The sequence below is a fragment of the Cognatishimia sp. WU-CL00825 genome (assembly GCF_040364665.1).
Lineage (GTDB): Bacteria > Pseudomonadota > Alphaproteobacteria > Rhodobacterales > Rhodobacteraceae > Cognatishimia.
The window spans coordinates 376,719-397,919 of the sequence record NZ_BAABWX010000001.1 but is presented as its reverse complement, the minus strand read 5'-3'; the positions used below and the strand labels follow the sequence as shown (position 1 = coordinate 397,919).

Sequence of the window (21,201 nt, the reverse complement as noted above, 5' to 3'; positions counted from 1 at the left end):
GTACCTATGGCACCGCCCCGTCCACTTAGATTAATTTTGTCGCATTAGTTCTTTGCGAGGAACTCATCCATATTCGCAGGCGTTACCAGCTTGAATGGAATGTAGACTTTCTGGTCAACAGTCTCGCCAGCCGCAAGCGCCAGCGCAGTGTTCACCGATCCCGCACCTTGACCAAAGGCATCTTGGAAGACAGTTACATCATAGTCACCAGACTGCATGGACAACAGCGCGTCTTGGCTTGCATCTACGCCACCCACTTGTACATCAGCCATATCAATGCCTGCGGCTTTCATGGCCTGGATCGCGCCGATTGCCATTTCGTCATTGTTTGCCAGAACAAAATCAAACGGCTCACCGGAGGCCATCCAGTTTGTCATAAGATCCTGCGCTTCGTCACGTGACCAGTTCGCGGTTTGCTCGTCGATAAGCGTCATGAAGTTACACATATCCATGCCGATTACGTCATGCACGTCTTTGGAACGCTGCACGGCCGCTTGGTTGGAAAGCTGACCATTCATCAGATAACCGCGCGCGCCGCCTGCTTTGCCATCTGCACGCAGATTGTTACAGATCTGGAACGCAGACAACGTCCCGGATTCAATTTCATTAGAGGCCACAAACGCTTGAGTAGGTGGCAGTTCATTCACATTGTCAGGCTCTCGGTTTACAAACACCAAAGGTGTGTCGCCCGCCGCAGCAGTGATTGCAGCACCGGCTGAAGTATCAACGATATTAACAATGATCGCATCAACACCCGACGCAACAAAGTTGGTCACTTGGTCAATCTGTTTTGCCAGATCGTCGGTCGCGTCTTCCATCTGCAGGCTGACGCCATCCATGCCGGCTGCGTGCTCGGTCATGCCGTTGCGCATAACAGTCAGCCAGTTGTCGTCAAAACGCGAAATCGTCGCGCCAATTTCCTGAGCCATTGCGGATGTGCCCAAAAGCGCTGTGAGACCTGCTGTAAGTAGAAGCTTTTTCATTTATTCCTCCCAAGAACCGTGCCCGACCCACGAAATGTTTGATCCGGGACCCCCATAAGGGGCGGTATTCTTTGTAAATTAAACGGCACTGAAACGCCGCTACCGAAAGTTTTGTCAGGACGGAAAAGCTACAAATTCAAAGGCAATTGGCATGGCTCCAAAAAGCCCCACTTTGCTTCAAACGAAAATGGCACTCCTTGATTTGCTGCCAAGGCGCGCGCTTTCCCAAATCCTCGGTCTTTCGGTAGATTAACTTTAGCGCAGAAAAACTTTTTTGCAACCGGTTGCATTAAAAATGCGAAATTAAGATGGATTTAACATTTTTTATGAATATTTATCAATGACATACAACATGTGCACGATAGGCGAAAAACTTGAGTTTCCAAGTCAATATTGAAAATTTTCGCCAATTATCTAAATTTGCCGACTCGCATAGGTATGAAACTCGTACACAACACTTTGGAAACCCAAATCAGCTAAGTGCGGCGCTTATTGGCTGGCAACTGTCAGATCAGCAACTGAGGTCAGACCAAGCTGCGCAAGTGTGCTGTCGGTTTCTTGGCACAACACGTTCCAAAGCGCATGTAAGCCTTCTTCACCTTCGGCAGCGATCGCAAATTGTAATATTCGACCGAGAAATGTGAAATTCGCACCCCGCAAAAAGGCTTTAGACACATCTTCGCCCGATCGGAGACCAGTATCATAGAACAACGGAAATTCATCGCCTAAGGTGTCTCGAATGGTCGAAAGCGCATTTATCGGCCTTGTAGCGCTTTCAAGTTGACGCGCTCCATGGCTTGAAACTTGAATGGCGTCTACGCCGCATGAACGCAAATGAATGGCGTCCTCTGCATCCAGAACCCCCTTAACCACAAGATTTCCAGGCCAAATGTCTCTTAGAGTTTTCAACGTATCCCAATTGGCCTTGGCACGGCTTTCTGTGCGATCAAATTCATATCCAGGCATTTGGAAATTGGCCATTTCCGGCCGACCTTTGAACAATGTGGTCAAGGACCAACGCGGATGCATTGCAAAGTCAAAGAACTGTTTTGGGCCAATGCGAAACGGCATGGTAAACCCGTGCCTAAGTTCGCGCGGGCGACGGCCAACTTCGGGTACATCTACGGTTAGAACAATGGTTTGATAGCCAGCGGTCTTGGCACGTTCAACCAATTTGAAGGTCCCTGCCCCATCGCCGCTGAAATAGAGCTGAAACCAGGCATGGCCTTCGGCTGTTTCTATCAAGGGTTCCATTGCCGTTGAGGCGACGGTTGAAACCCCCAGCGGCACCCGTTCGCGAGCTGCCAACCGAGCCAGCATTAGATCAGCTCCTGGTGCCGACAGATTACACATGCCCATGGGGCTGATTCCAAAGGGCGCATTGGTTTCTTGTCCAAAGACCCTTGTAGCAAGAGATCGCTGACTGACATCGCGTAAAATGCGCGGCGTCAGTTCAATAGCATCAAAGGCCGCGCGATTGCGCACGGCCCCTGTTTCTTGACCAGCGGCACCGTCAATATAGTCAAATACCATCCAAGGCAGACGTTTTTTGGCGAGACTTCGCGCATCTGCGCTGGAATGGATGTTTGATGCCATCTTAACTTGCGACCGCGTTCATAAAACGGTCACGGATGACAACGGGATCTTTGGTGATCACCGGTAGTTTGATGTTGCCGCTATCGCATTTGGCAACGATCACCGTCATTTTATGACTGTCGATAGCAGCTTGCAAAACTGCGCCAGTTTCTTCAGCCTGACATTCAATTACGTTTTCGCAACCGCAAGCTTTCGCAACCGCCGCCAGTGACGTCTTTTTGCCAGCATATGTCGGCTGGTCACCTGTTGAGCCATAAGAACCGTTGTCGATAATCAACAGAATATAGTTGTCAGCCACGTTGTTTGCGATGGTTGGCAGTGTACCAAAATTTGTCAAAACAGATCCATCGCCGTCAATTGAAATGACGGTTTTTTCCTGGGCCAGCGCCACGCCAAGCCCAATGGAAGATGATAGACCCATGGTTCCAAGCATATAGAAATTGCTTGGCTGATCATCGATCATATGCAGTTCTTGACTGGGCAAGCCAATGTTACAAACAACCAACTGATCGCGTAGAATTGGGGCAATATCGCGCAGGATTTCAGAACGGATCATTAGTAGCCTCCCCAGAAAGTTGCGTCCGTCAGGATCGCAACAGGTTTGTTGCACATGTAAGTGTATTTCAAAATCGCATCAAATTCTTCGACATCTGATTGATCATGAAAATGATAAGTCGGAATATTCAACTGATTTAACAGAGCCTTGGTGTGAACGGCCATTTCGACCTGACAGGCCACTGGCTCTTTCAGCTCGCCCCGGTAGCTGATCAGCATCGGCAAGGGCATGCGATAAAATTGTGTCAGCGTCACTAGGGTATTCACTGTAACGCCGATGGCTGTGTTTTGCATTATTATCGCTGGACGCTTGCCGCCCATATAAGCACCTGCACAAAGCCCCATACCCTCATCTTCTTTGTTTGACGGGATATGATAGATCTCTGAACGAACCTCACATTCGTCGATCACGCCGCCAAGTTGTTTGCAAGGTACGGTCGTGATGAATGAAACGTCGTTGGCGACGAAATCGTCAACGATCTTTTTACTGATATCCACTTGGGACACTCCTATGTTAATCCGTGCGATCACGGCGTTCTTTAGCTATTTGGATGAAGAATGATTTTTGGAGCCGCGATTTGGCCTGCCAAGATATCAGAAAACGCGGTTTCTCCCTGAGACAACGGGCGGCCTTCTGTCCAGTCCAACAGGCCAAGTTTTCCGTCAAAGATCGCCTGCGCCGTGTCCCGAAAATCTTGGGCTGTATAGGTGTAAGTGCCAAAAAAGGTGATTTCCTGAAGTGTCATCCGGCGGATGTCCAACCCACCGGTATCTTCACCAAGTCCAATGTGGGCAATGGCACCACCTGGGCGACAATGGGCTGACGCCGTTGCACGGGTCTGGGCAAAGCCCACACCGTCGACAACTGCATCAAACATTTGATTTAATCCAAGAGCCCCGGGTGCAATTGCGTTTTGTCCGCATTGCTGATTTAGAAAGTTGCGCCGAATTTCATTGGGTTCCACTATTGTAACGTGGCACCCACATTGCGCATACAAAGCCAATGCTGCGCCTAAACCAATAGCCCCACCCCCTAGAACCAAAGCCGTCTCGACATTTTGCTTAAGCGCCTGTTTTGCCAGTCGAACCGCATGCCATCCGCAAGCTAAGGGTTCTGCCAAGGAGGCCTGATCAAACGAAATGGTATCAGGGACCGTGACAAGATTGGCGTCAGCCATGACAACCATCTGCGCAAAAGCACCTTCGCGCGGTGGCATCGAAATGATCATGCGATCAGGACAAAGATTGTCGCGACCAGAGCTGCAGGCCCCACAGGTTCCGCAAGACACCAATGGATTGAGCGTGACGCGTTCGCCATCTCGTGCGCCGCCAATGATCACGCCCGCGGCCTCGTGCCCTAGGATCAATGGTGCTGGACGCCTGTCGTCATGCCCCAAAAAGGCATGCATATCAGAGCCGCAAATGCCGACTGACTGTACACGAACAAGCTGTTGGCCCGAGGCTGGCACAGGATCTGCAACATCTTCAAATCGCAGTTTTTTGGGACCTTGATACACCAGTGCTTTCATTTTGCCGTATACCCCCCATCGACCATCAAAACTTGCCCGGTTACAAACCTCGACGCCTCTGAACATAAAAACAAAAGTGGCCCGTCCATGTCGCTGAGCGCGCCGTTACGACCAACGCAAGTTTGCGCAGCATTGCGCGCTGCACGTTCCGGATCTGCAAACACCGGTCCTGTTAGCTCGGTTGGGAAAAATCCCGGCCCGATCGCATTGGCCGTAATGCCGCTTGGGGACCAAGCTTCAGCCATGGCCCGCGTCAGTTGAGCAACGCCTGCTTTGCTGGTGCCATAACTAAGCCCTGCAGGAAAAGCCCGCGTAGTTTGTAACGAAGCAAAGTTCACAATTCGCCCCCAACCCTTTGATTTCATGGGTGGCACCAGTGCTTGACTCAAGAAGAAGGGTGCCGCGAGATTGAGATTCATAGTGATATCCCACGCCGCATCCGTGACATCGTCAGCGGTCTGTCGCGTATTGATGCCCGCCGCATGAACAAGAATGTCGGGGGGGCCAAATGGTTTTGATATCTGCGCCGCAATGTCCCTTATTTGCGCGCGCTGCGACAGATCCGCCGCAACAGAGGTTGCCTGAGCCCCGATTTGCTGCGCCAGGCTTTCAAGCGCCTCTGCGCGACGCGCGACACAGATCACCTTTGCACCCGCATGAGCAAGCGCAATGGCGGCCTGTTGTCCGAGGCCTGAACTGGCCCCGGTAACGCAAGCAACGCGGCCTTCAAGGCTAAATAGCGAAAGCGGATCAGCCATTAGCAGTAAGATCAAATTCTTCGTTCGGGAAGTATTTGGCCAGTCTCACGTCTGCCGCCCGAGCATGGCCCTCCATACCTTCCAAGCGAGAAATTCGGGCTGTCGCTTCAGCCACAGGCTTGGCCCCTTCACGGGTTGCGCGCTGCCACGTCACGATCTTCATATATTTGTGCACGGATAGCCCACCGGTATAATTGGCCGCGCCGGAGGTGGGCAAAACATGGTTGGTGCCGGCCGCCTTGTCGCCATAAGAAACAGTGGTTTCTTCTCCTAGGAACAAGGAACCATAGCAGGTCAGGCGCTCTAACCACCAATCAAGGTCCTCGGCCTGGACTGTCAGGTGTTCTGGCGCATAATCATCTGATGTCGCGGCCATTTCCTCACGGTTGTCACAAACGATGACCTCGGCATAATCACGCCATGCAGCCGTTGCATTCTCTCGGTTGATGTCAGGTAAATCGTTGATCAAACCAGGCACACGCGCCATGACGTCTTCGGCCAGCGCTTGGTTATTGGTGATCAGCCAAACAGGAGAATTATACCCGTGCTCTGCTTGACTGACCAAATCGGTGGCCACAACATGCGCATCAGCAGTGCTATCTGCCAGAATTAGACTGTCTGTCGGGCCCGCAATCATATCGATCCCAACGCGCCCAAAGAGAATGCGTTTGGCTTCGGCAACAAATTGATTGCCAGGACCCACGAGGATATTGGCTTTTGGCAAGTCAAACAGACCAAAAGTCATCGCAGCCACGCCTTGCACGCCCCCCATCGCTATGATCTTGTCAGCTCCGCAAATATGCGCGGCATAGATGATAGCTGGTGCGACGCCTACACCCGGACGAGGTGGTGAACAGGCTGTGATGTGCTGACATCCGGCCACTTTGGCCGTCGTCACTGTCATGATCGCGCTTGCGATATGGCTGTAGCGTCCACCAGGAACGTAGCAACCAACAGCGTCCACAGGGATCACTTTTTGGCCGGCAACAAAGCCTGGTACCACTTCATATTCCACATCAGACACGGTCGACTTCTGCATTTCCGCAAAACGCCTAACGTTGTCGTGCGCAAAGCGGATATCTGCCTTTAGCTTTTCAGGAACAAGCGCTATTGCGGCTTCAATTTCTTCGGCAGACAACAATATATTGCCTTCGTACTTGTCAAATTTTGCGGCATATTCCAGGGCGGCCTTGTCACCGCCAGCTTCGATATCGGACAGAATTTTAACAACAGTATCATGCACATCTGATGCATCTGAACTGGAGGTTAGAGTAGCTTTTTTAAGATAGTTCCTGGCCATTTAAGACGTCCTATTTATAGATATCGGGAAGTAGCGTAGTCGAAATTGCGGGCACATAGGCAATCAGCAAAACAACCATCAGCATAAAGAAAACAAACGGCACTGCGCGCGCGGCAATCTTTAAGATCGACTCGCCGGTAATACCGGAGACAACAAACAAATTCAGTCCAAGAGGTGGTGTGATAAACCCGACACCCAAGGCGGTAATCATCATGATACAGAACTGAATTTCATTCATGCCGATGTTATCAGCCAAAGGCTTTAGAATCGGTGCCAAGATCACAATGTTTGGAGTGGTTTCCATGACGCAACCTGCTGCGATCAGGATACCAATCATCAACAGTATCAGCAGATAGGGGTCTTCGGTCAATGACGTCACCGAAGTAACAAATCCCTGAGGGACGCCCATGATCGCAAGGGCCTCTGCAAGCGGCGCTGAAAAGGCGATAATCGGTAGGATGATGCCATTGACCTTTGCCGAGCTTACAAGCATCGCAGGAAAATCAGCGAGCTTTAGAGTGCCAAGCAAAAAACCCATGATGATTGTGACAACCACAGCGGTTGCCCCGGCCTCGGTCGGGGTAAGTCGACCAGAAAAAATACCATAAAAAATGATGCCGGGCACGATAAACGCGTACCAATCCCGAAACAGGGTTTTGCGCAGGTTGGTGAACCATTCGCCAAAGGTCATCATGCCGCCGCCCTCATAGGCGTAGATACGATTCATGACGATATTGGTGAGCAAAATAGATGTCAGGATAATCAAACCTGGGATCAAGGCTGCAAGAAAAAGTGTCGATGCGGATATGCCCAACACAAGCCCAATGATGATGTAAGCAATCGAAGGTGGGATCAAAATCCCAGTGCAGGCCCCTGCGGCAACCAAGGCACAGGCATATGGTCTTGGATAGCCGCTTTCGACCAAACGATCGATGGTCATACGACCAACAGCAGCTGCCCCAGCGGCATCAGAGCCTGAAATTGCTGCAAACATGCCGCATACTAGCACCGTTGCCGAGCCAAACCCACCCTTAGCCCAACAGGTCAGCGCCTCTGCAACATTCAGAAACTTTCGGCTTAGACCGGTGCGCACCAACACATCGCCTGTCAAAATGAACAATGGCACAGCCGTCAGAGCAAACGCATCAATCCCCGAGAAAAGACTTTCGCCAACCAAGCTGAGCGGCAAATCGCCCGACATGATTAACATCGTAATCGCGGCAGAGCCAATGGCGGCCCATACTGGCACGGCCAATGCAATTAATCCTACGAACAAAATGACCGGCAGATAGAAATCCCATCCGAGTTCGACTGTCTGTTGAAGACTATTCCAAAGCATGTGTCATGTCCTCAATCAAACAATTTGTCGCCTTCGTAGACGGGTTTTCCATCACGAAGGGATTTCCAATCACGCAGCAAGGATTGAATGAGACGAAACATCATCAACCCAAACCCAATTGGTACAGCGGACAAGAACCAGACCTTAGATACCCGCAGGCCATCGGTTACAGATCCAAATTTGGCCGAAACCAAAACGGTCTCAAACGACCAATAGAGTGCAACAATTGCGACGCCAAACATGACGAGATCGCCAAAGATATAAACCAGCGCTTTCAGTTTCGGCCCGAGATAGTGCAGCACAACATCTATGCGTATATGCGCACGTTCTTTCACGGCCGCCGAGGCCCCTATCCACGCAAGATAAATGAAGGAATAGCGTACGATTTCTTCTCCCCATATTGAGGAGTAGGAAAAAATTTCCCGCCGCAGCACTTCGATGGCCATCGTGACAACCAGCATCACGTAGAACACCAGAAGCAACCAACGCTCGGCGTTTTTGTCAATTCGTTGCAAGAGTGACATCATGAGTTCCTGTGCAAGAAGAAGTTCGCAGGCACCAAACGAGGTGCCTGCGCGAAGGCTCACGCGTCGTGAACGAAGTACTTCCCTTGTGTTGACGCGGCTTCTTCGAGTTTGGCAAACGCATCCATGGATCCGGCAAGATCCTTCTTGAACACATCCCATTCTGGACGTTGATAGCCACCTGCGTCTTGCCATTCCGCTAATTGGTCATCGCTGAGCGAATGAAATTGAACACCGGACTTTGCCAGTTCAGACATGGCATAAGCGCGGGCCGATGGCACTTTGGACAGGTTCTGGTGCGCGGTCATTTCAGACCCCCACATGACGCCTTCTTGCACGTCTGAAGGCAGACTGTTGAACCATTCCAAATTACAGGAATAAACTTGGCTATCTGGCACTGCCTGTGTGAACGTCACATGGCTTAGGATATCTTTGAAGCCAAAGACAAAGAGTGCTCCAACTGATGGGTCCAATGCGTCAGCAACGCCCTGTTTAATGGCTGAGGGCGTTTCACCCCACGCCACAGGTGTTGGGTTTGCACCCACAAGACGATAGTATTGCTGCAACATTTTGGATCCAGGCACGCGGAATTTGACGCCAGACAAATCAGAGGGGCTTAGGACTGCGCCATCGCCGCCTTTGCGAACAGCCACCACACGCGGGTCAATGTTCACATAAAACAGTGCTTTGAAACCTGCTGCCTCTACTTTTGGATGCACTTCTTTTTGCCAATGATCAGACGTCACAAGATTTGTAAACCGTTGATTGGAGCCACAAAGATAGGGCATGTTGATCAAATCAACCGTTGACGCAAAGGGCGCGAAATTTGACAGAGAGTGTTGCGCAGCCTGAATCGTGCCACCTTGCACCTTTTGAACCAATGCTCCACCGGCGCCAAGCTGACCGCCAGGAGCCAATTTCACATATACTTTGCCGTTTGTGGCGTTCTGAATGTTTTCTTTCAGGTCTAGTTGCATGATTGGATAACTGCGCGACGCGCCAAGCACATATGCTGTCGCAATTGTCATCACATGATCAGCGGCTTTTTCACGTGAGCGCTCTTCCGTTGCGGTTTGCGCAGTCGCCTTGCTTGACCAAAGCATGCCGCTGGCACCTGCAACCAGTGCGGCTGTGAAGCCACCGGTTGCGGATAGTTTTAGAAAATTCCGGCGCTCTGCCGATTTCAGTTCATTTTCTTGAATGTCCAAATCGTGTCCTCCCATTGGACTGTCAGCTGTCGGTTTCTGAATTACGATCAGCCTCTTTTTTCAAAATTGCCGCGACAAACACTGTCGAAGCAGCAAGTAGAACCAGCATTTCACCCACATCTCCGAGTGGCGCATTTCCTCCAAATGCCCCTATCGCCACATTCACGGTAAAAAATACGAAAAGAAGAACAGAACCTATTAAGGCCATGACAAAGATCTCCGTTGGGGAATCAGTTCCGACCTCAATGTAAGCGCTTACATTACATCAGTGCAAGCGCTTACATTTCTATTTTTGCAAATTGCTCTAGTGCAACATGGGTCAAATCGGTAAATCTGAGCGCATGACCCAATTGCGCGCAAAACCAACCCTAGCAGATGTGGCACAGCTTGCAGGGGTGTCGACGGCGACGGTGTCACGCTGCCTGAATTCACCAGACAAGGTGATCGAAGAAACACGCCTTAAAGTTATTACCGCCGTAAAAAAGCTGAACTACTCACCTAATTTTGGGGCACGCGTCATGGCGGCAAAGCGCTCACATACCATTGGCGCCGTAATTCCAACCATGGATAACGCAATCTTTGCACGTGGGCTGCAGGCCTTTCAGGAAGAATTGCATATTCTGGGCTACAATCTGCTGGTTGCAAGTTCGTCCTATCGCGCGGACATTGAAGAAGAGCAAATCCGGTCATTGATTTCACGCGGCGCGGAAGGATTGTTGCTGATCGGGCATGATCGGGCAGGATCCATTAATACCTTTTTACAGCAACGCAATCTTCCAACTGTTGTTGCCTGGACATTTGATCAGGACAAAGTGTTTCCTTCTGTCGGTTTTGACAATCGAGCAGCCATGCGGGCTCTGGCAGAGCAAGTAATCGCCCTTGGGCATACGAAAATAGGCATGATTTCCGCGCCGATCGAAGCAAACGACCGCGCCCGCGCGCGTTTTCTTGGTATTCAGGATGCTCTTGGTGCCCATAATTTATCGGGGACCGTATTACCGCTGATCGAGACAAAATATGACGTGCTTGCGGGCGGTGATGCATTTGAAGAATTGATAAAATCGGACATTCGGCCTACGGCGATAATGTGTGGCAATGATGTCTTGGCCGCCGGCGCGATTTTGCGGGCAAAATCGCTGGGACTTTCGGTGCCACAAGACGTTTCCATCACCGGGTTTGATGATATTGAATTGGCAACAATCGTAGAACCGTCGCTGACAACTGTGCATGTACCGCATCGGGAAATGGGTAAAAAGGCAGCGCGGTTGCTAGTGCAAATGCTAGAGAAAAATGAAACGGCCAGCTCTGAAAAGCTTGCGACATTTGTGCAAACTCGCAATTCCTTGGCCGCCCCCTCTATATAGACCAACGGTCAAATCCTAGGATTTCTTAGCGCAGTCCAAAACTGTAATTTGTCTTTCTAAAAACAATGGCTTACGTGGTGCGAATTCAATCGCAACGGCGCAGCGCGTCGCCAGGTCATTATAGAACAACCGCAACATTTCGCTAGGGGTTTCGTTCTGCAGGTATGCCAGATTTGTCACCACAAATAGGGTAATGTCATCATCAACCCAATTGTCCAAAGTCCAATCGATTTCTTGAGGCGGCCAGGCGTATGCGCGAATTTTGCCTTCAAGTTCAGCATCTGTTGCGTCTTCTAAGCCAAACATCACAGCTGGAATCGGCAAAACAAAATAGGCATTTTCCGCATCAGGGGCAACACGACGTTCTTCGGCGCGTTCGGGCAATGCAATGTTGTATTTTGCTGCAGTGCGATCAACGATGGCAAATTCATAATCTTGCGCTGCACGGGATTGTTGCAACGGCAACGGTACACCTGTGACCGCCTTTCTGCCCGCATGCTGCGTTTGCAAATAAACGGCGATGTCATTTGCAATTGGCCTTGCCAGGGTTTCACGCCAAATTCCGATGCAGCCTATCATCGCTAGAATTGCGGCCGTGCCTGTCATCGCCCACCCCAATGGGCGCAACACACGTGCAAATAGAACAAGCGTCAGTGCCCCAAACAACTGCATAACCACAAAGAAGCTAACCCACAAATGTTCAGGCTGACGCAAACGCACAAGATGGGCAACCAGCACCATGCCAGCGATAAAGGCCAGCCAGATCATCAATGTCACGCCAGCGTAGGGCGCGCGATGAGCCAGCAATGGAAAAACTGCAAATGCAATGGGCATTAACAGGCCAAGCCCGCTCTGCCAGTGCAAAGCGCGTTCTACCAACAGAACTAGGGCGTCTAGCAAGCTTGCCCCTTCGGTGATCGACATAACCGCCTGAATCTTCTGAAAATTCAGAAAGTTCTCAAGATCTAGCAAAATCCCAATATTGAGAAGTGGCCAGAGCACAAAACCTGTAATGCATACCCTGGACAAAGACGCCATCAAACGTGCTTTGCCCAAGTGCGGCCAGAAAACCGCGATGTAGCCTACAAACAGGGGCAGCATTAGCAAAATAAAGGAATGCTTAATACTGAGGGCAAGTGTAAGAGCAAGACCTAGACAGAAATCCTGCATACGGCTGTCTGGCGAATTCCATTTCTGAATCAGGCATAAAACCACAAATACGGTGGCACTGGCCTGAGGGATATCTCCCTTGTAAATATATGACAAGTATACAGAAATTGGCGCAATGATTGCAAATAGGGCCACCACTACCGCTTCGAATTTCGAAAACTGCAATTGCCGCGCAATGCGGTAAAACAATGGGGCGCTGATGGCACCAATTGCGGCAACCAGCGCACGCGCAGAAACTAAAAAGATGGTTGGGTCAGTGAAATACTGGGCTCGGAATGCCGCTGCATCAGGCCACGTGCCTATTAAACGCCCAACCGCGTAAACAAATCCGAAAAGTATGGCAGTTAAGTAATTCATTAAAGGCGGGTAAAAGTGTTGGTCCGGGACCAACTGCCCCGTCAAAACCTTTGCGGCTTCGTTGATCCGTTCGTCGCCAAGGACCACACCATGATCAAGTCCAATAACCCGAACCGCAAGCGCAGCAAAAAAAAGCGCCATTAGGATACGCCATTCCATCTGTGACCCGCTGCGGTTATTCATTCTTAAACCTCTTAACTGTTGCTCGAAATTCGCATTTTGACTGCGATTGTGGTTGATTTCGCATTTAAACCGCAATTGGGTCAATATAATGAAGAGATTGGCGTAGACTACCCATACCAAAAGCCAGGTCTACTGGTGCACTATGTCACGCAAAAGCACGGATGAGACTTTGACAGGCGAACTTCTGCCCCTTTACGTCGATTTGGATGGCACATTGGTCAAAACCGATGTGGCACAAGAACTTATGCTGCAAGTGGCTACCAAACCAAGCCTAATACCGTCTTTGTTGAGGTCATTAACGCAGGGCGTTTCTCAGACAAAGCTGCTGCTATCAGAAAAATCAACGTTTGATCCTGAAACACTGCCATATAACACCGAGGTGCTTGATTACCTAAGCACGCAAAAATCTCTGGGCCGCCGCATTGTGTTAGCCAGTGCAACTGACCGCGCTGTGGCGCATAAAGTGGCTAATCATCTTGGAATATTTGATAGTGTGATTGCCTCATCAGCCGGGAACAACCTAAAAGGCCTTGCGAAGCTGAAGGCGATTCAGGCTGATTGCAACGGTGAATTTGAATACATCGGCGACTCTTCAGTCGATATACCCATTTGGCAGGCGGCCAAAGTTTGCGGCTTTGTTAACGCACCTGACAGTGCGCGTAAGATGACCTCTGACAGCCAACTGGTTTCCGTCGACATTCAAAACAACACGCGTCCTTGGCAATCGCTTCTCAAAGCGATGCGCCCGCATCAATGGGCAAAAAACGCATTGATTTTGTTACCGCTGTTCTTTTCCCATAGTTACGATGCGATGGATTTGATGATGCGTGCCCTATTGGCTGTCCTCATTTTTTCGATCTGCGCCTCGGCAATCTATATTTTCAACGATCTTATGGATATCGAATCTGATCGCGCCCATGCAAAGAAGAAGTCACGCCCCTTTGCGGCAGGAGATTTGCAGCCAATTTTTGGTGTCGCGGCAGGTATCGTAATGCTCATGGGGGGGCTCGGTCTAAGCATGTTATATTTTGGCTGGCCACTCACTGCTCTATTTGGTTTTTATATTGTTATTACAACACTATACTCGACGTGGCTAAAGCATAAACCCGTCATCGATGTAGTGGTTTTAACCTGTCTTTACACATTGCGCATTTTTGTTGGCGGCGTCGCAATTGGCGCTGCGTTGTCGCCTTGGCTTTTGAATTTTTCGCTGTTCTTTTTCGCAAGCCTGGCCTTCATGAAACGCTATACCGAGATGCGCCGTGTTGAAGCCGCTGGGAAACTTAAGGCACGAGGCTATTTGGTCGACGACATGGACGCCATCCGTCCCATGGGTATTTCCTGTGGCGGTTTGGCTGTACTTACACTTACACTATACCTAAATAGTTCATATGTTGCAGAGACTTACAACTCGCCGCAAATCCTGTGGCTGATCGCACCAGTGACTATGTTTTGGATCTTTAGGGCTTGGCTGCGCGCCTTAAGAGATGAAATTGATGATGATCCCGTGGTTTTCGCCCTTAAGGATCGCACGAGCAGACTTGTCTTGCTTCTTGCCGTCGCCATTGTGATTACATCGCGCTTTTTGAATACTCAGGGGATAACGCCATGACTTTGCACAGTTTTTTATTGGTTGTGGCCTCTGTCACTCTTTCAGCATTTGGCCAAACGGCATTCAAAATTGGCGTTGGCCGCGTGCAATTTGTCCCTGAGGCAGGCACCCTAAGCAAAATATTCGGTTTTGCCGGCTCGCCATTTATTTTGGCCGGCCTGGCGTTATACGCTGTCGGCACGTTGTTTTGGTTGTTCGCGTTGCGCAATCTTGACCTGTCCTTGGCCTACCCCTTTGTTGCGCTGAGCTTTATCGTTGTGTTTTTGATCGGGATTTTTGCCCTGGGCGAACCCTTAAACTCTATGCGTGTTCTTGGACTATTGGTCATTACGCTAGGGCTCGTGATTATGGCGCGCGCTTAGAGCGGATTCTTGATAAAGATAAGAATGCTGCAACAATATCACCCAAAAGAAGATAAATTATGCGTTTTAGTTAAGAGAATAAGCCCTCGGCTTTGTTCAAAACAACACCCAAAAGCTGCGCTCGGTCACCCAATGCTTGTTCAGCGCGCATAACTTCTTCAGGTACAGATTGCCCGCCGCCAACCACCAGCAAAACCCCGTCGACATTTGGCAAAAAGCCCAGAACGTCATCGCTGTCTAACACCGCCGGCAGATCGAAAATGACCATGTCTGGGCACAAAAGATCTTGCATTTCCGACAGCACATCTGTCGTCATCATCTGCTGGATCAATTCCGATGAATTAGAAACCTTGGTGTCGTTCAGCCCAAGCGCAAGCCCGTTGCTCGCACGGATCAGATATTCTTCGGGCGCAATATGCCCCATCAGGTAATCGCTTAGCCGGCCCGGATTCTCGACCCCAAGCAGACCAGCAAGGCTGGGTTTGGTGAAGTGCATATCAAACAAGATCGTGCGCACGCTTTCCATACGCGCGACAGACAGTGCTAAATTTGCAGCGACAAAACTCGCTCCGCATTCTTCTGTTGGCGAAGTCACAGCAATACGAGTCCAACCGTGTTCTCGCATGGCGAGTAACAACCGCGTCCGCAGCATATCAAATTTCTTGTGAACAGGATCTTTCTTATTCGCCGTTACAATCCGATTGCGCATTAGATGGGACTCATCCAATTGAATTTGATGCATTTCATCCCAAAGTACCTGCGCCTCGTCGCCAAGGGGCATATAGACATCGCCACTGACAACGCTGGTTTTTGTGAGTTTGCTCATGGTCAAATCCTGTATCAAAGGCGAATTAGCGCCAAGCTTAACTGAAAATTAGGGGTAAAATATGGCAACTTGCTAAAAGCCTAGCAAGTCAGCCTCTTTTATCGCCCGTCGTATAAATTCGGCTTTGCTGGTTTCAGGTTGCCAGTTTAGGACCTGCTTGGTGTGGGCATTGTCAAACGGCGATAAATGGGCCCGAGACTTCCAATCCGCCAAAGACGGACGGATGGCCCCATGTCGTCGCAAAGCATAACGCTTTAGCAAGTATTTTACCGCATCCGCCATCCAAAAGGCGGTTAAATTTCCAGAAGAAACGTCAATCTTTGCGCCCAGCTGCTTATGTATTGCTGCAAAATAATCTCTGGCTGACATCATCTGATCCGCAACGAGATTAAAAGACTGCCCAACTGCATTCTGGTTTTCCATCATAGAGACAAGAGCTTCTGCAACATCATCAATCAATACAAATGGAAGCACATTGCTGCCTGAGCCCCAGATGCGTACTGCCCCTGCCCCATGCCAGCGACCAATACCCCAATGCTGCAAAGGACCGCCCTTGCCCACCACAATACCGGGACGCGCAATCACCAACGGCAAACCTAGGGCTTTATGCATCTCAAGCAATTTCTCTTCGCATCGTGCCTTGGACCGTGCATAGAGATTGCGGTCAGTCATATCATCGGCAAAGCCAGTGGTTTCCGAAATGGTTATTGTTGGATCGCTCATATCATAAGAGGCAATTGTGCCAGTATAAACAAACCGGTTTACACCTGCGTTCATCGCGGCTTTGGCAACACCAACCGTAACGTCCACATCATTTTTGAGACAATCTTCCCAAGTGGAGTCCAAAGATTTGCCTAAATGATACACGGCTTTGATGCCTTGCATGGCCCCTGCCAAAGCATCTGAATCCGTCAAAGACGCTGAATACAACTCCACGTGATCCGCAATATCGTCAAATGGGCCCGTTTTGCCGCGACTTAACACGCGCACATCCAAACCACGCGCAACCAGACATCTGGTCAAAGCGCGTCCAATAAAGCCGGTTCCACCGATCACCAAGACAGAGGGCTTGGGAGATTTTTTGGTTGCAGGCTTTGGTTTCTCATCTTGAGGCGGCATTAGTGCCAAAGTGTCGTCTATGGCTTTCATCACATGCAAAGCTGCAGGCCCAGCAAAACGCTCATCAAGTTTCGTGTTTTCGTTTAACGCGCCGTAAAATGCACGAAATGCGCCCTGAAAACTGACGCCATAGGCCGACTTTCGATTGAGCGACGTGATCTGGCGCGCTGCATTCACTACCCCTTCGCGCAGGTTTTGCGCAGCCAATCCAACTTGTTTGCGCAATGGGTTCAAAACGATGTCACTGGCATTTTCTGATTCTACCACCAGGGTGTCGTGTGCATAATTCAAACGGGCTTGGGCGGTGGTCCCTCGGACGGTCAACGATCGGTCGTCCATCGTCTCCACAAGCGACAGGTTCAAGGTCACGTCAACGTCTCCTGCGCGCGCCAAGATACGCCAACTTTGCGGTCGATTGGTATCAGCGGGCAGTTCTATCGGTTTGCCCAGACTGAGATATTCGATCTCAAGCGGACCAAACAAGTCAACTGCAAAAGCAAATAAGTGAGGAGCCAGTTCTAGTAGCAAATTTTTGGGGTCTCTTAGCAACCAAAGCCCAAAAGGACCTGAACGTAAGGGGCTTAGGGGAAAATGCCAATTGATTTCAGCAGAGGTCACGCGGCCAAGTTTGCCTGCCTTCTTAAAGGCCTTAAGACGTTCGTATCCCGGAAGGCCCATAAAGTTATGGCCTGCTGCAAATGTTTGGCCGCAATCCTCTGCAACCTGTACGATACGCTGCGTTTCTTGATGACTAAGTGCAACGGGCTTTTCTACCAGACAATCCAACCCTCCAGTCAGGCACTTTTCAGCTATGTAGGCGTGCGAATCCGGTGGCGTTAGGATGTGCACAGCATCGCAAATGCCGGCTGCAATCAATTCGTCCAGGTTGTGGAACGGGGTTACACCATAAGCTTCCGCAAAGGCGGCAGCGGACGACTTGGAAAGATCGCATACAGCGACCAATTCAACCCCTGGGGTGACTTTCAATGCTTCGGCGTGCCAATCAGCGATGTAACCCGCGCCGATGATCGCTGTACGTATTTTGGATTGCGTCATGTTATTTGTACTCGATGATTTGCATGCTGCGCCCTTTGAGACGCCGCCAATGAAAACGCGTCATGCCTAGCATGTTCGGAATTTTAGAAAGTGTCAGAAACACAGAGTGGTTTCGGGCGCGTTTGGGCAACATGCCCTCTGCGACCAAGCCCTTATATGTGCGCAGGTAGTTGAACCCATAAATTGCAACGACAATCCAAAGGCCCGCTGCCCAAGAGGCCAAAAACACAGCGGCCAGAAGCGGTAGAGCAGCACCATAGGCCAAAACGCGTTTTTGTTCGCGTGCAAAATATGGTGGGTGCATATGCCCGACCTGCGCAAACCCATGGCCCGAACGCACTGCCCGTTGCCACCATTGCCCAAAGCGCAGCATTGCAGCGTCGTGTCGGGTCATATTCACTGGAATGCGACGTATCTGCCAACCCTGAGCCCGCAGACGCACGCAAAATTCATCATCTTCAGCGGCAATGACAGTCGCGTCAAATCCGCCTGCACTTTCAAAAGCCTGAGGCCGCACCATCATATCGCCGCCACATGTGACAATTCTGCCGGCAGGACGGTGCCATTCAAAGTCGCAAAGATCGTTGTATATGCTTTTTTCTGGTTGGATTTCACTACGCCATCCAGTGACGATCCCCAATTTTGGATCGTCCAACAGCGCCTGGGTTGCTGCCTGCATCCAGCCGTCGACGACAACACAATCTCCGTCGACAAATTGAACAAAATCCGGAGAGGCACCGTTTGAAAGCTGGCTAAAACCGGCGTTGCGCGCGCGGGCTGCGGTAAATGGCTTGTCGGCACTAAGTTCCACTACTTCTGCGCCAGAAGCGCGGGCCATCGCCACGCTGTTATCAACTGAACCCGAGTCGACATAAATCACGCGATCAGCTTTGCCTTTTACCGAAGCAAGGCAGGCCTCAAGTCGCGCACCTTCGTTACGACCGATCGCTATGACTGCGACAACACAGGTCATATCTGAGCCTCGTTTTTTGGCCGCAACACATTTGGTGCTGAGCCTTTCGCATATTGAGTGAAAAGTTGTGACAACCAGGCGGCTTCGGTGGTCAACGTGAATTCGGTTTGCACGCGCGCGCGGCCCGCTGCCCCCATTTTGTGTTGAAGTTCGGGATCTTTTGACAATTTCTCTAACGTTTCACTCAGCGCCAGATGATCACCGGGCGGTACAAGATATCCAGAAACACCATGTTCAACCAATTCTGGAATTCCCGCAATCTGCGTGGTCACAACCGGCATGCCAGCTGCCATGGCTTCCATCAGCACAACAGGCACGCCTTCGGCAAAACTTGGTAAGACAAAGATATCGTGCTGCTTAAGACTGCCTGCCACGTCCGTTTGGGATTTATAACCCACAAAGCTTACTCGGTCAGCTAATCCCAAATCACGGGCCTGTTGTTCTAATTGTCTTCTATCTGGGCCGTCGCCAATGACCGTCAGCGACAGGTCTGGCAAGTTAGCTATTGCTTGCAACAAAATGGGTAACCCTTTGACAGCGGCCAAACGCCCAACAAACAACAGCGAATTCTTGCTCTGAACTCGATCGACATCGTAGCGTTGAGGGTCAACGCCGCAATGTACGATATGCAGTTTTCCCCAATGGTTTGCCGCAGAGAACGACATCGCCTGCGAGCGGCAAAAATGGCTAATGCAGGCCACAAAGCGTGCCTTTTCAATTTTCTTACGCAGCGCCCAATGATCCGGTGCAAAGAAAATATCAGGGCCGTGCAAGGTAAAACTATAAGAAATGCCTGACATCTCTGCCATCAACATCGCCACAGTGCAGCTTGCCTTGGCGATATGATTGTGCAGATGCGAGACTTGGTTTTCTCGCAAATGCTGACCAAGCACGGCAGCTTCGGCAAAGTAAAACAACTGGTAGGCCATGTTGCGCAAGCCCCCTGGGCTTGTTTGCAGCGCGAGTTTCAAAGCGCTGCAATAGCGCCGCGGATTTTCGCGCAAGAAACGCCAGTGACATTTCAATATGTGCCAGGGCGATTTGGCTGCACGCAGCACATAAAAGGTGCGCGCGGCTTCCTCTTGCTGTTCTTTGCCAACCAAATGCGCTTTATCCGTTTGGCGTATAGAGCATGTTGTGATGTCGTGGCCCAGATCACGCAATGCAGCCACTTCGCGTTGAATAAACGTATCAGTTGCGCGCGGGTACTCGCCGGTCAGGTATGCGATATGATCTAAAGCGCCCATGGCATCGGCTCCATTGGCGCGCAGGTGGTTGTCATGATTTGCACCCCTGCATCACGGCCTGCGTTCTGAATGGCCAAGGTCACTTCGTTCAAATGCAAGGCAAATTCACCTGACAACCTGCAGGGGCGATCCTGGGCAATGGCATCTAGCATTTCGACTGGCCCCAGAGCAAAATTCATCGAAGCGGCCCCCCAACGCCCAACTTTTGGGTGGGTGGCCTTGCCGAGCTTAATTTTGCGGCCAATCGGGTTTTCCAGCAGCCTGCGGCGCACACGAAAACGGCGATGAAATTTCACGGTTGCGCCGTTATCCCAAGCCTTTTTCAAACTTAGAACACCGTCATCACCAATGACACGGATCTGATGATCGTGTGGCGCGACAATAGAACACGTCAGGCGCACGACAGGGCCATTTGCAAAAAACAGCGTAGCGGTCGAAAAATCAGGGGTTCCCTTCCCGCTTGGTTGCTTATGCGGCAAGACTTCGGCCGACGCCGCTATCACACGCTCAACTCGGCCAAACCAAGCGATCAACCAACTTAGGTAATACCCAGCGTGCTCTAGGGTGCACCCGACCTCAAATTCGTCTTTTGCCGGCCAAAGTGCTCCGCTTTCGCTTCGCCAATTGTCAAAAGGTGCCTGCGGGACAAACCCGTCATCCAATTCGGCATAGATCAGACGGGGCGTGCCTGCGACACCATCGCGAATGGCTTTGCCCAGCGTTTGTGCAGACTGAGCCAACGCGCTGCATGGCGCAGAGGCGAGAAGCAACCCCTTTGATTGCGCCAGCTCATGCAATTCGATAGCGTCATCCATCCTGACCGCCAACGGTTTTTCAGAATACACGTGATGACCGGCACTAAGGCATGCTTTGTTAATGTCATGATGGCTGCTGGGATTGGTCAAATTAACCACAACACTACCAGCTGACAGCGAGGCAAAAAATGTTTCCAGGCTGCTGACGCTAGGCACATTCCAATATGATGAAAATTCTGCCAATCGATCAGCATCTCGATCATAGACCTGCGTCACGTTAATATCTGGAAAGGTTGTCAGCGACCTCATGTAAAGGTCAGCCACAAACCCACATCCTATGATGGACAATGACGTCATTTGTTGGCCTGCTCGCCTAATTAAGTTG

Annotated in this window: 20 protein-coding genes; 3 read left to right on the top strand and 17 right to left on the bottom strand. The window is 50.6% G+C overall.

The features are described from left to right. Positions 1 to 44: 44 nt before the first annotated feature. The 11 genes from ABXG94_RS01905 to ABXG94_RS01855 form a co-directional block, all read right to left on the bottom strand. Entirely contained in the window at positions 45 to 983 is a 939-nt protein-coding gene (locus tag ABXG94_RS01905; RefSeq protein WP_353531974.1) for a substrate-binding domain-containing protein, read from the bottom strand. 489 nt (positions 984 to 1,472) lie between these two features. After that, positions 1,473 to 2,579, bottom strand: coding sequence for an alpha-hydroxy acid oxidase (locus tag ABXG94_RS01900; protein WP_353531973.1), 1,107 nt, complete (start codon positions 2,577 to 2,579; stop codon positions 1,473 to 1,475). Position 2,580: 1 nt separating this feature from the next. Further along, entirely contained in the window at positions 2,581 to 3,135 is a 555-nt protein-coding gene (gene comE / locus ABXG94_RS01895) for a sulfopyruvate decarboxylase subunit beta (RefSeq protein WP_353531971.1), read from the bottom strand. Then, on the bottom strand, positions 3,135 to 3,632 hold the full coding sequence (locus ABXG94_RS01890; RefSeq protein WP_353531969.1) for a sulfopyruvate decarboxylase subunit alpha: 498 nt from the start codon (positions 3,630 to 3,632) through the stop codon (positions 3,135 to 3,137). The genes comE and ABXG94_RS01890 overlap by 1 nt, the downstream gene beginning before the upstream one ends. Before the next feature lie 41 nt (positions 3,633 to 3,673). After that, a complete protein-coding gene (locus tag ABXG94_RS01885; protein ID WP_353531968.1) occupies positions 3,674 to 4,663 on the bottom strand; it encodes a zinc-dependent alcohol dehydrogenase in 990 nt (329 codons plus the stop codon). Beyond that, positions 4,660 to 5,421 carry an SDR family NAD(P)-dependent oxidoreductase gene (locus tag ABXG94_RS01880; RefSeq protein ID WP_353531966.1) on the bottom strand — a complete coding sequence of 254 codons (762 nt, stop codon included), beginning with the start codon at positions 5,419 to 5,421 and terminating at the stop codon, positions 4,660 to 4,662. The genes ABXG94_RS01885 and ABXG94_RS01880 overlap by 4 nt, the downstream gene beginning before the upstream one ends. After that, positions 5,414 to 6,721, bottom strand: coding sequence for a histidinol dehydrogenase (gene hisD / locus ABXG94_RS01875; RefSeq protein WP_353531965.1), 1,308 nt, complete (start codon positions 6,719 to 6,721; stop codon positions 5,414 to 5,416). Before hisD ends, ABXG94_RS01880 begins: the two co-directional genes overlap by 8 nt. Positions 6,722 to 6,731: 10 nt before the next feature. Continuing rightward, complete coding sequence (locus ABXG94_RS01870) at positions 6,732 to 8,060, bottom strand: TRAP transporter large permease (protein WP_353531964.1); 1,329 nt, start codon at positions 8,058 to 8,060, stop codon at positions 6,732 to 6,734. A gap of 11 nt (positions 8,061 to 8,071) precedes the next feature. Then, entirely contained in the window at positions 8,072 to 8,584 is a 513-nt protein-coding gene (locus tag ABXG94_RS01865) for a TRAP transporter small permease (RefSeq protein ID WP_353531963.1), read from the bottom strand. 59 nt (positions 8,585 to 8,643) lie between these two features. Further along, complete coding sequence (locus tag ABXG94_RS01860) at positions 8,644 to 9,792, bottom strand: TRAP transporter substrate-binding protein (protein ID WP_353531962.1); 1,149 nt, start codon at positions 9,790 to 9,792, stop codon at positions 8,644 to 8,646. A 22-nt stretch (positions 9,793 to 9,814) separates the two neighbouring features. Further along, the gene (locus tag ABXG94_RS01855; RefSeq protein WP_353531961.1) at positions 9,815 to 10,000 is read right to left on the bottom strand and encodes a hypothetical protein; all 186 of its coding nucleotides are present in this window, start codon (positions 9,998 to 10,000) and stop codon (positions 9,815 to 9,817) included. A 133-nt stretch (positions 10,001 to 10,133) separates the two neighbouring features. Between ABXG94_RS01855 and ABXG94_RS01850 the strand changes: the two genes are divergently transcribed. Next, entirely contained in the window at positions 10,134 to 11,156 is a 1,023-nt protein-coding gene (locus tag ABXG94_RS01850) for a LacI family DNA-binding transcriptional regulator (protein WP_353531960.1), read from the top strand. 15 nt (positions 11,157 to 11,171) lie between these two features. On the opposite strand, the gene ABXG94_RS01845 is transcribed toward ABXG94_RS01850, so the two are convergent. Then, positions 11,172 to 12,866 (bottom strand): phospholipid carrier-dependent glycosyltransferase, encoded by a 1,695-nt coding sequence (locus ABXG94_RS01845; protein ID WP_353531959.1) that lies wholly within the window; start codon positions 12,864 to 12,866, stop codon positions 11,172 to 11,174. 142 nt (positions 12,867 to 13,008) lie between these two features. Between ABXG94_RS01845 and ABXG94_RS01840 the strand changes: the two genes are divergently transcribed. After that, positions 13,009 to 14,478, top strand: coding sequence for a UbiA family prenyltransferase (locus tag ABXG94_RS01840; protein ID WP_353531957.1), 1,470 nt, complete (start codon positions 13,009 to 13,011; stop codon positions 14,476 to 14,478). Further along, a complete protein-coding gene (locus ABXG94_RS01835) occupies positions 14,475 to 14,840 on the top strand; it encodes a DMT family transporter (RefSeq protein ID WP_353531956.1) in 366 nt (121 codons plus the stop codon). The genes ABXG94_RS01840 and ABXG94_RS01835 overlap by 4 nt, the downstream gene beginning before the upstream one ends. A gap of 70 nt (positions 14,841 to 14,910) precedes the next feature. Here the strand turns inward: ABXG94_RS01835 and ABXG94_RS01830 are convergent, their stop codons facing one another. The 5 genes from ABXG94_RS01830 to ABXG94_RS01810 all read right to left on the bottom strand — a co-directional run bounded on the left by ABXG94_RS01830 (position 14,911) and on the right by ABXG94_RS01810 (position 21,173). Further along, entirely contained in the window at positions 14,911 to 15,666 is a 756-nt protein-coding gene (locus ABXG94_RS01830; RefSeq protein ID WP_353531955.1) for a CpsD/CapB family tyrosine-protein kinase, read from the bottom strand. Positions 15,667 to 15,738: 72 nt separating this feature from the next. Beyond that, a complete protein-coding gene (locus tag ABXG94_RS01825) occupies positions 15,739 to 17,841 on the bottom strand; it encodes an NAD-dependent epimerase/dehydratase family protein (RefSeq protein ID WP_353531953.1) in 2,103 nt (700 codons plus the stop codon). Position 17,842: 1 nt separating this feature from the next. After that, positions 17,843 to 18,814, bottom strand: coding sequence for a glycosyltransferase family 2 protein (locus ABXG94_RS01820; RefSeq protein WP_353531952.1), 972 nt, complete (start codon positions 18,812 to 18,814; stop codon positions 17,843 to 17,845). Beyond that, the gene (locus ABXG94_RS01815) at positions 18,811 to 20,061 is read right to left on the bottom strand and encodes a glycosyltransferase family 4 protein (protein ID WP_353531951.1); all 1,251 of its coding nucleotides are present in this window, start codon (positions 20,059 to 20,061) and stop codon (positions 18,811 to 18,813) included. The genes ABXG94_RS01820 and ABXG94_RS01815 overlap by 4 nt, the downstream gene beginning before the upstream one ends. Further along, entirely contained in the window at positions 20,049 to 21,173 is a 1,125-nt protein-coding gene (locus ABXG94_RS01810) for a Gfo/Idh/MocA family protein (protein ID WP_353531949.1), read from the bottom strand. Before ABXG94_RS01810 ends, ABXG94_RS01815 begins: the two co-directional genes overlap by 13 nt. Positions 21,174 to 21,201 lie beyond the last annotated feature (28 nt).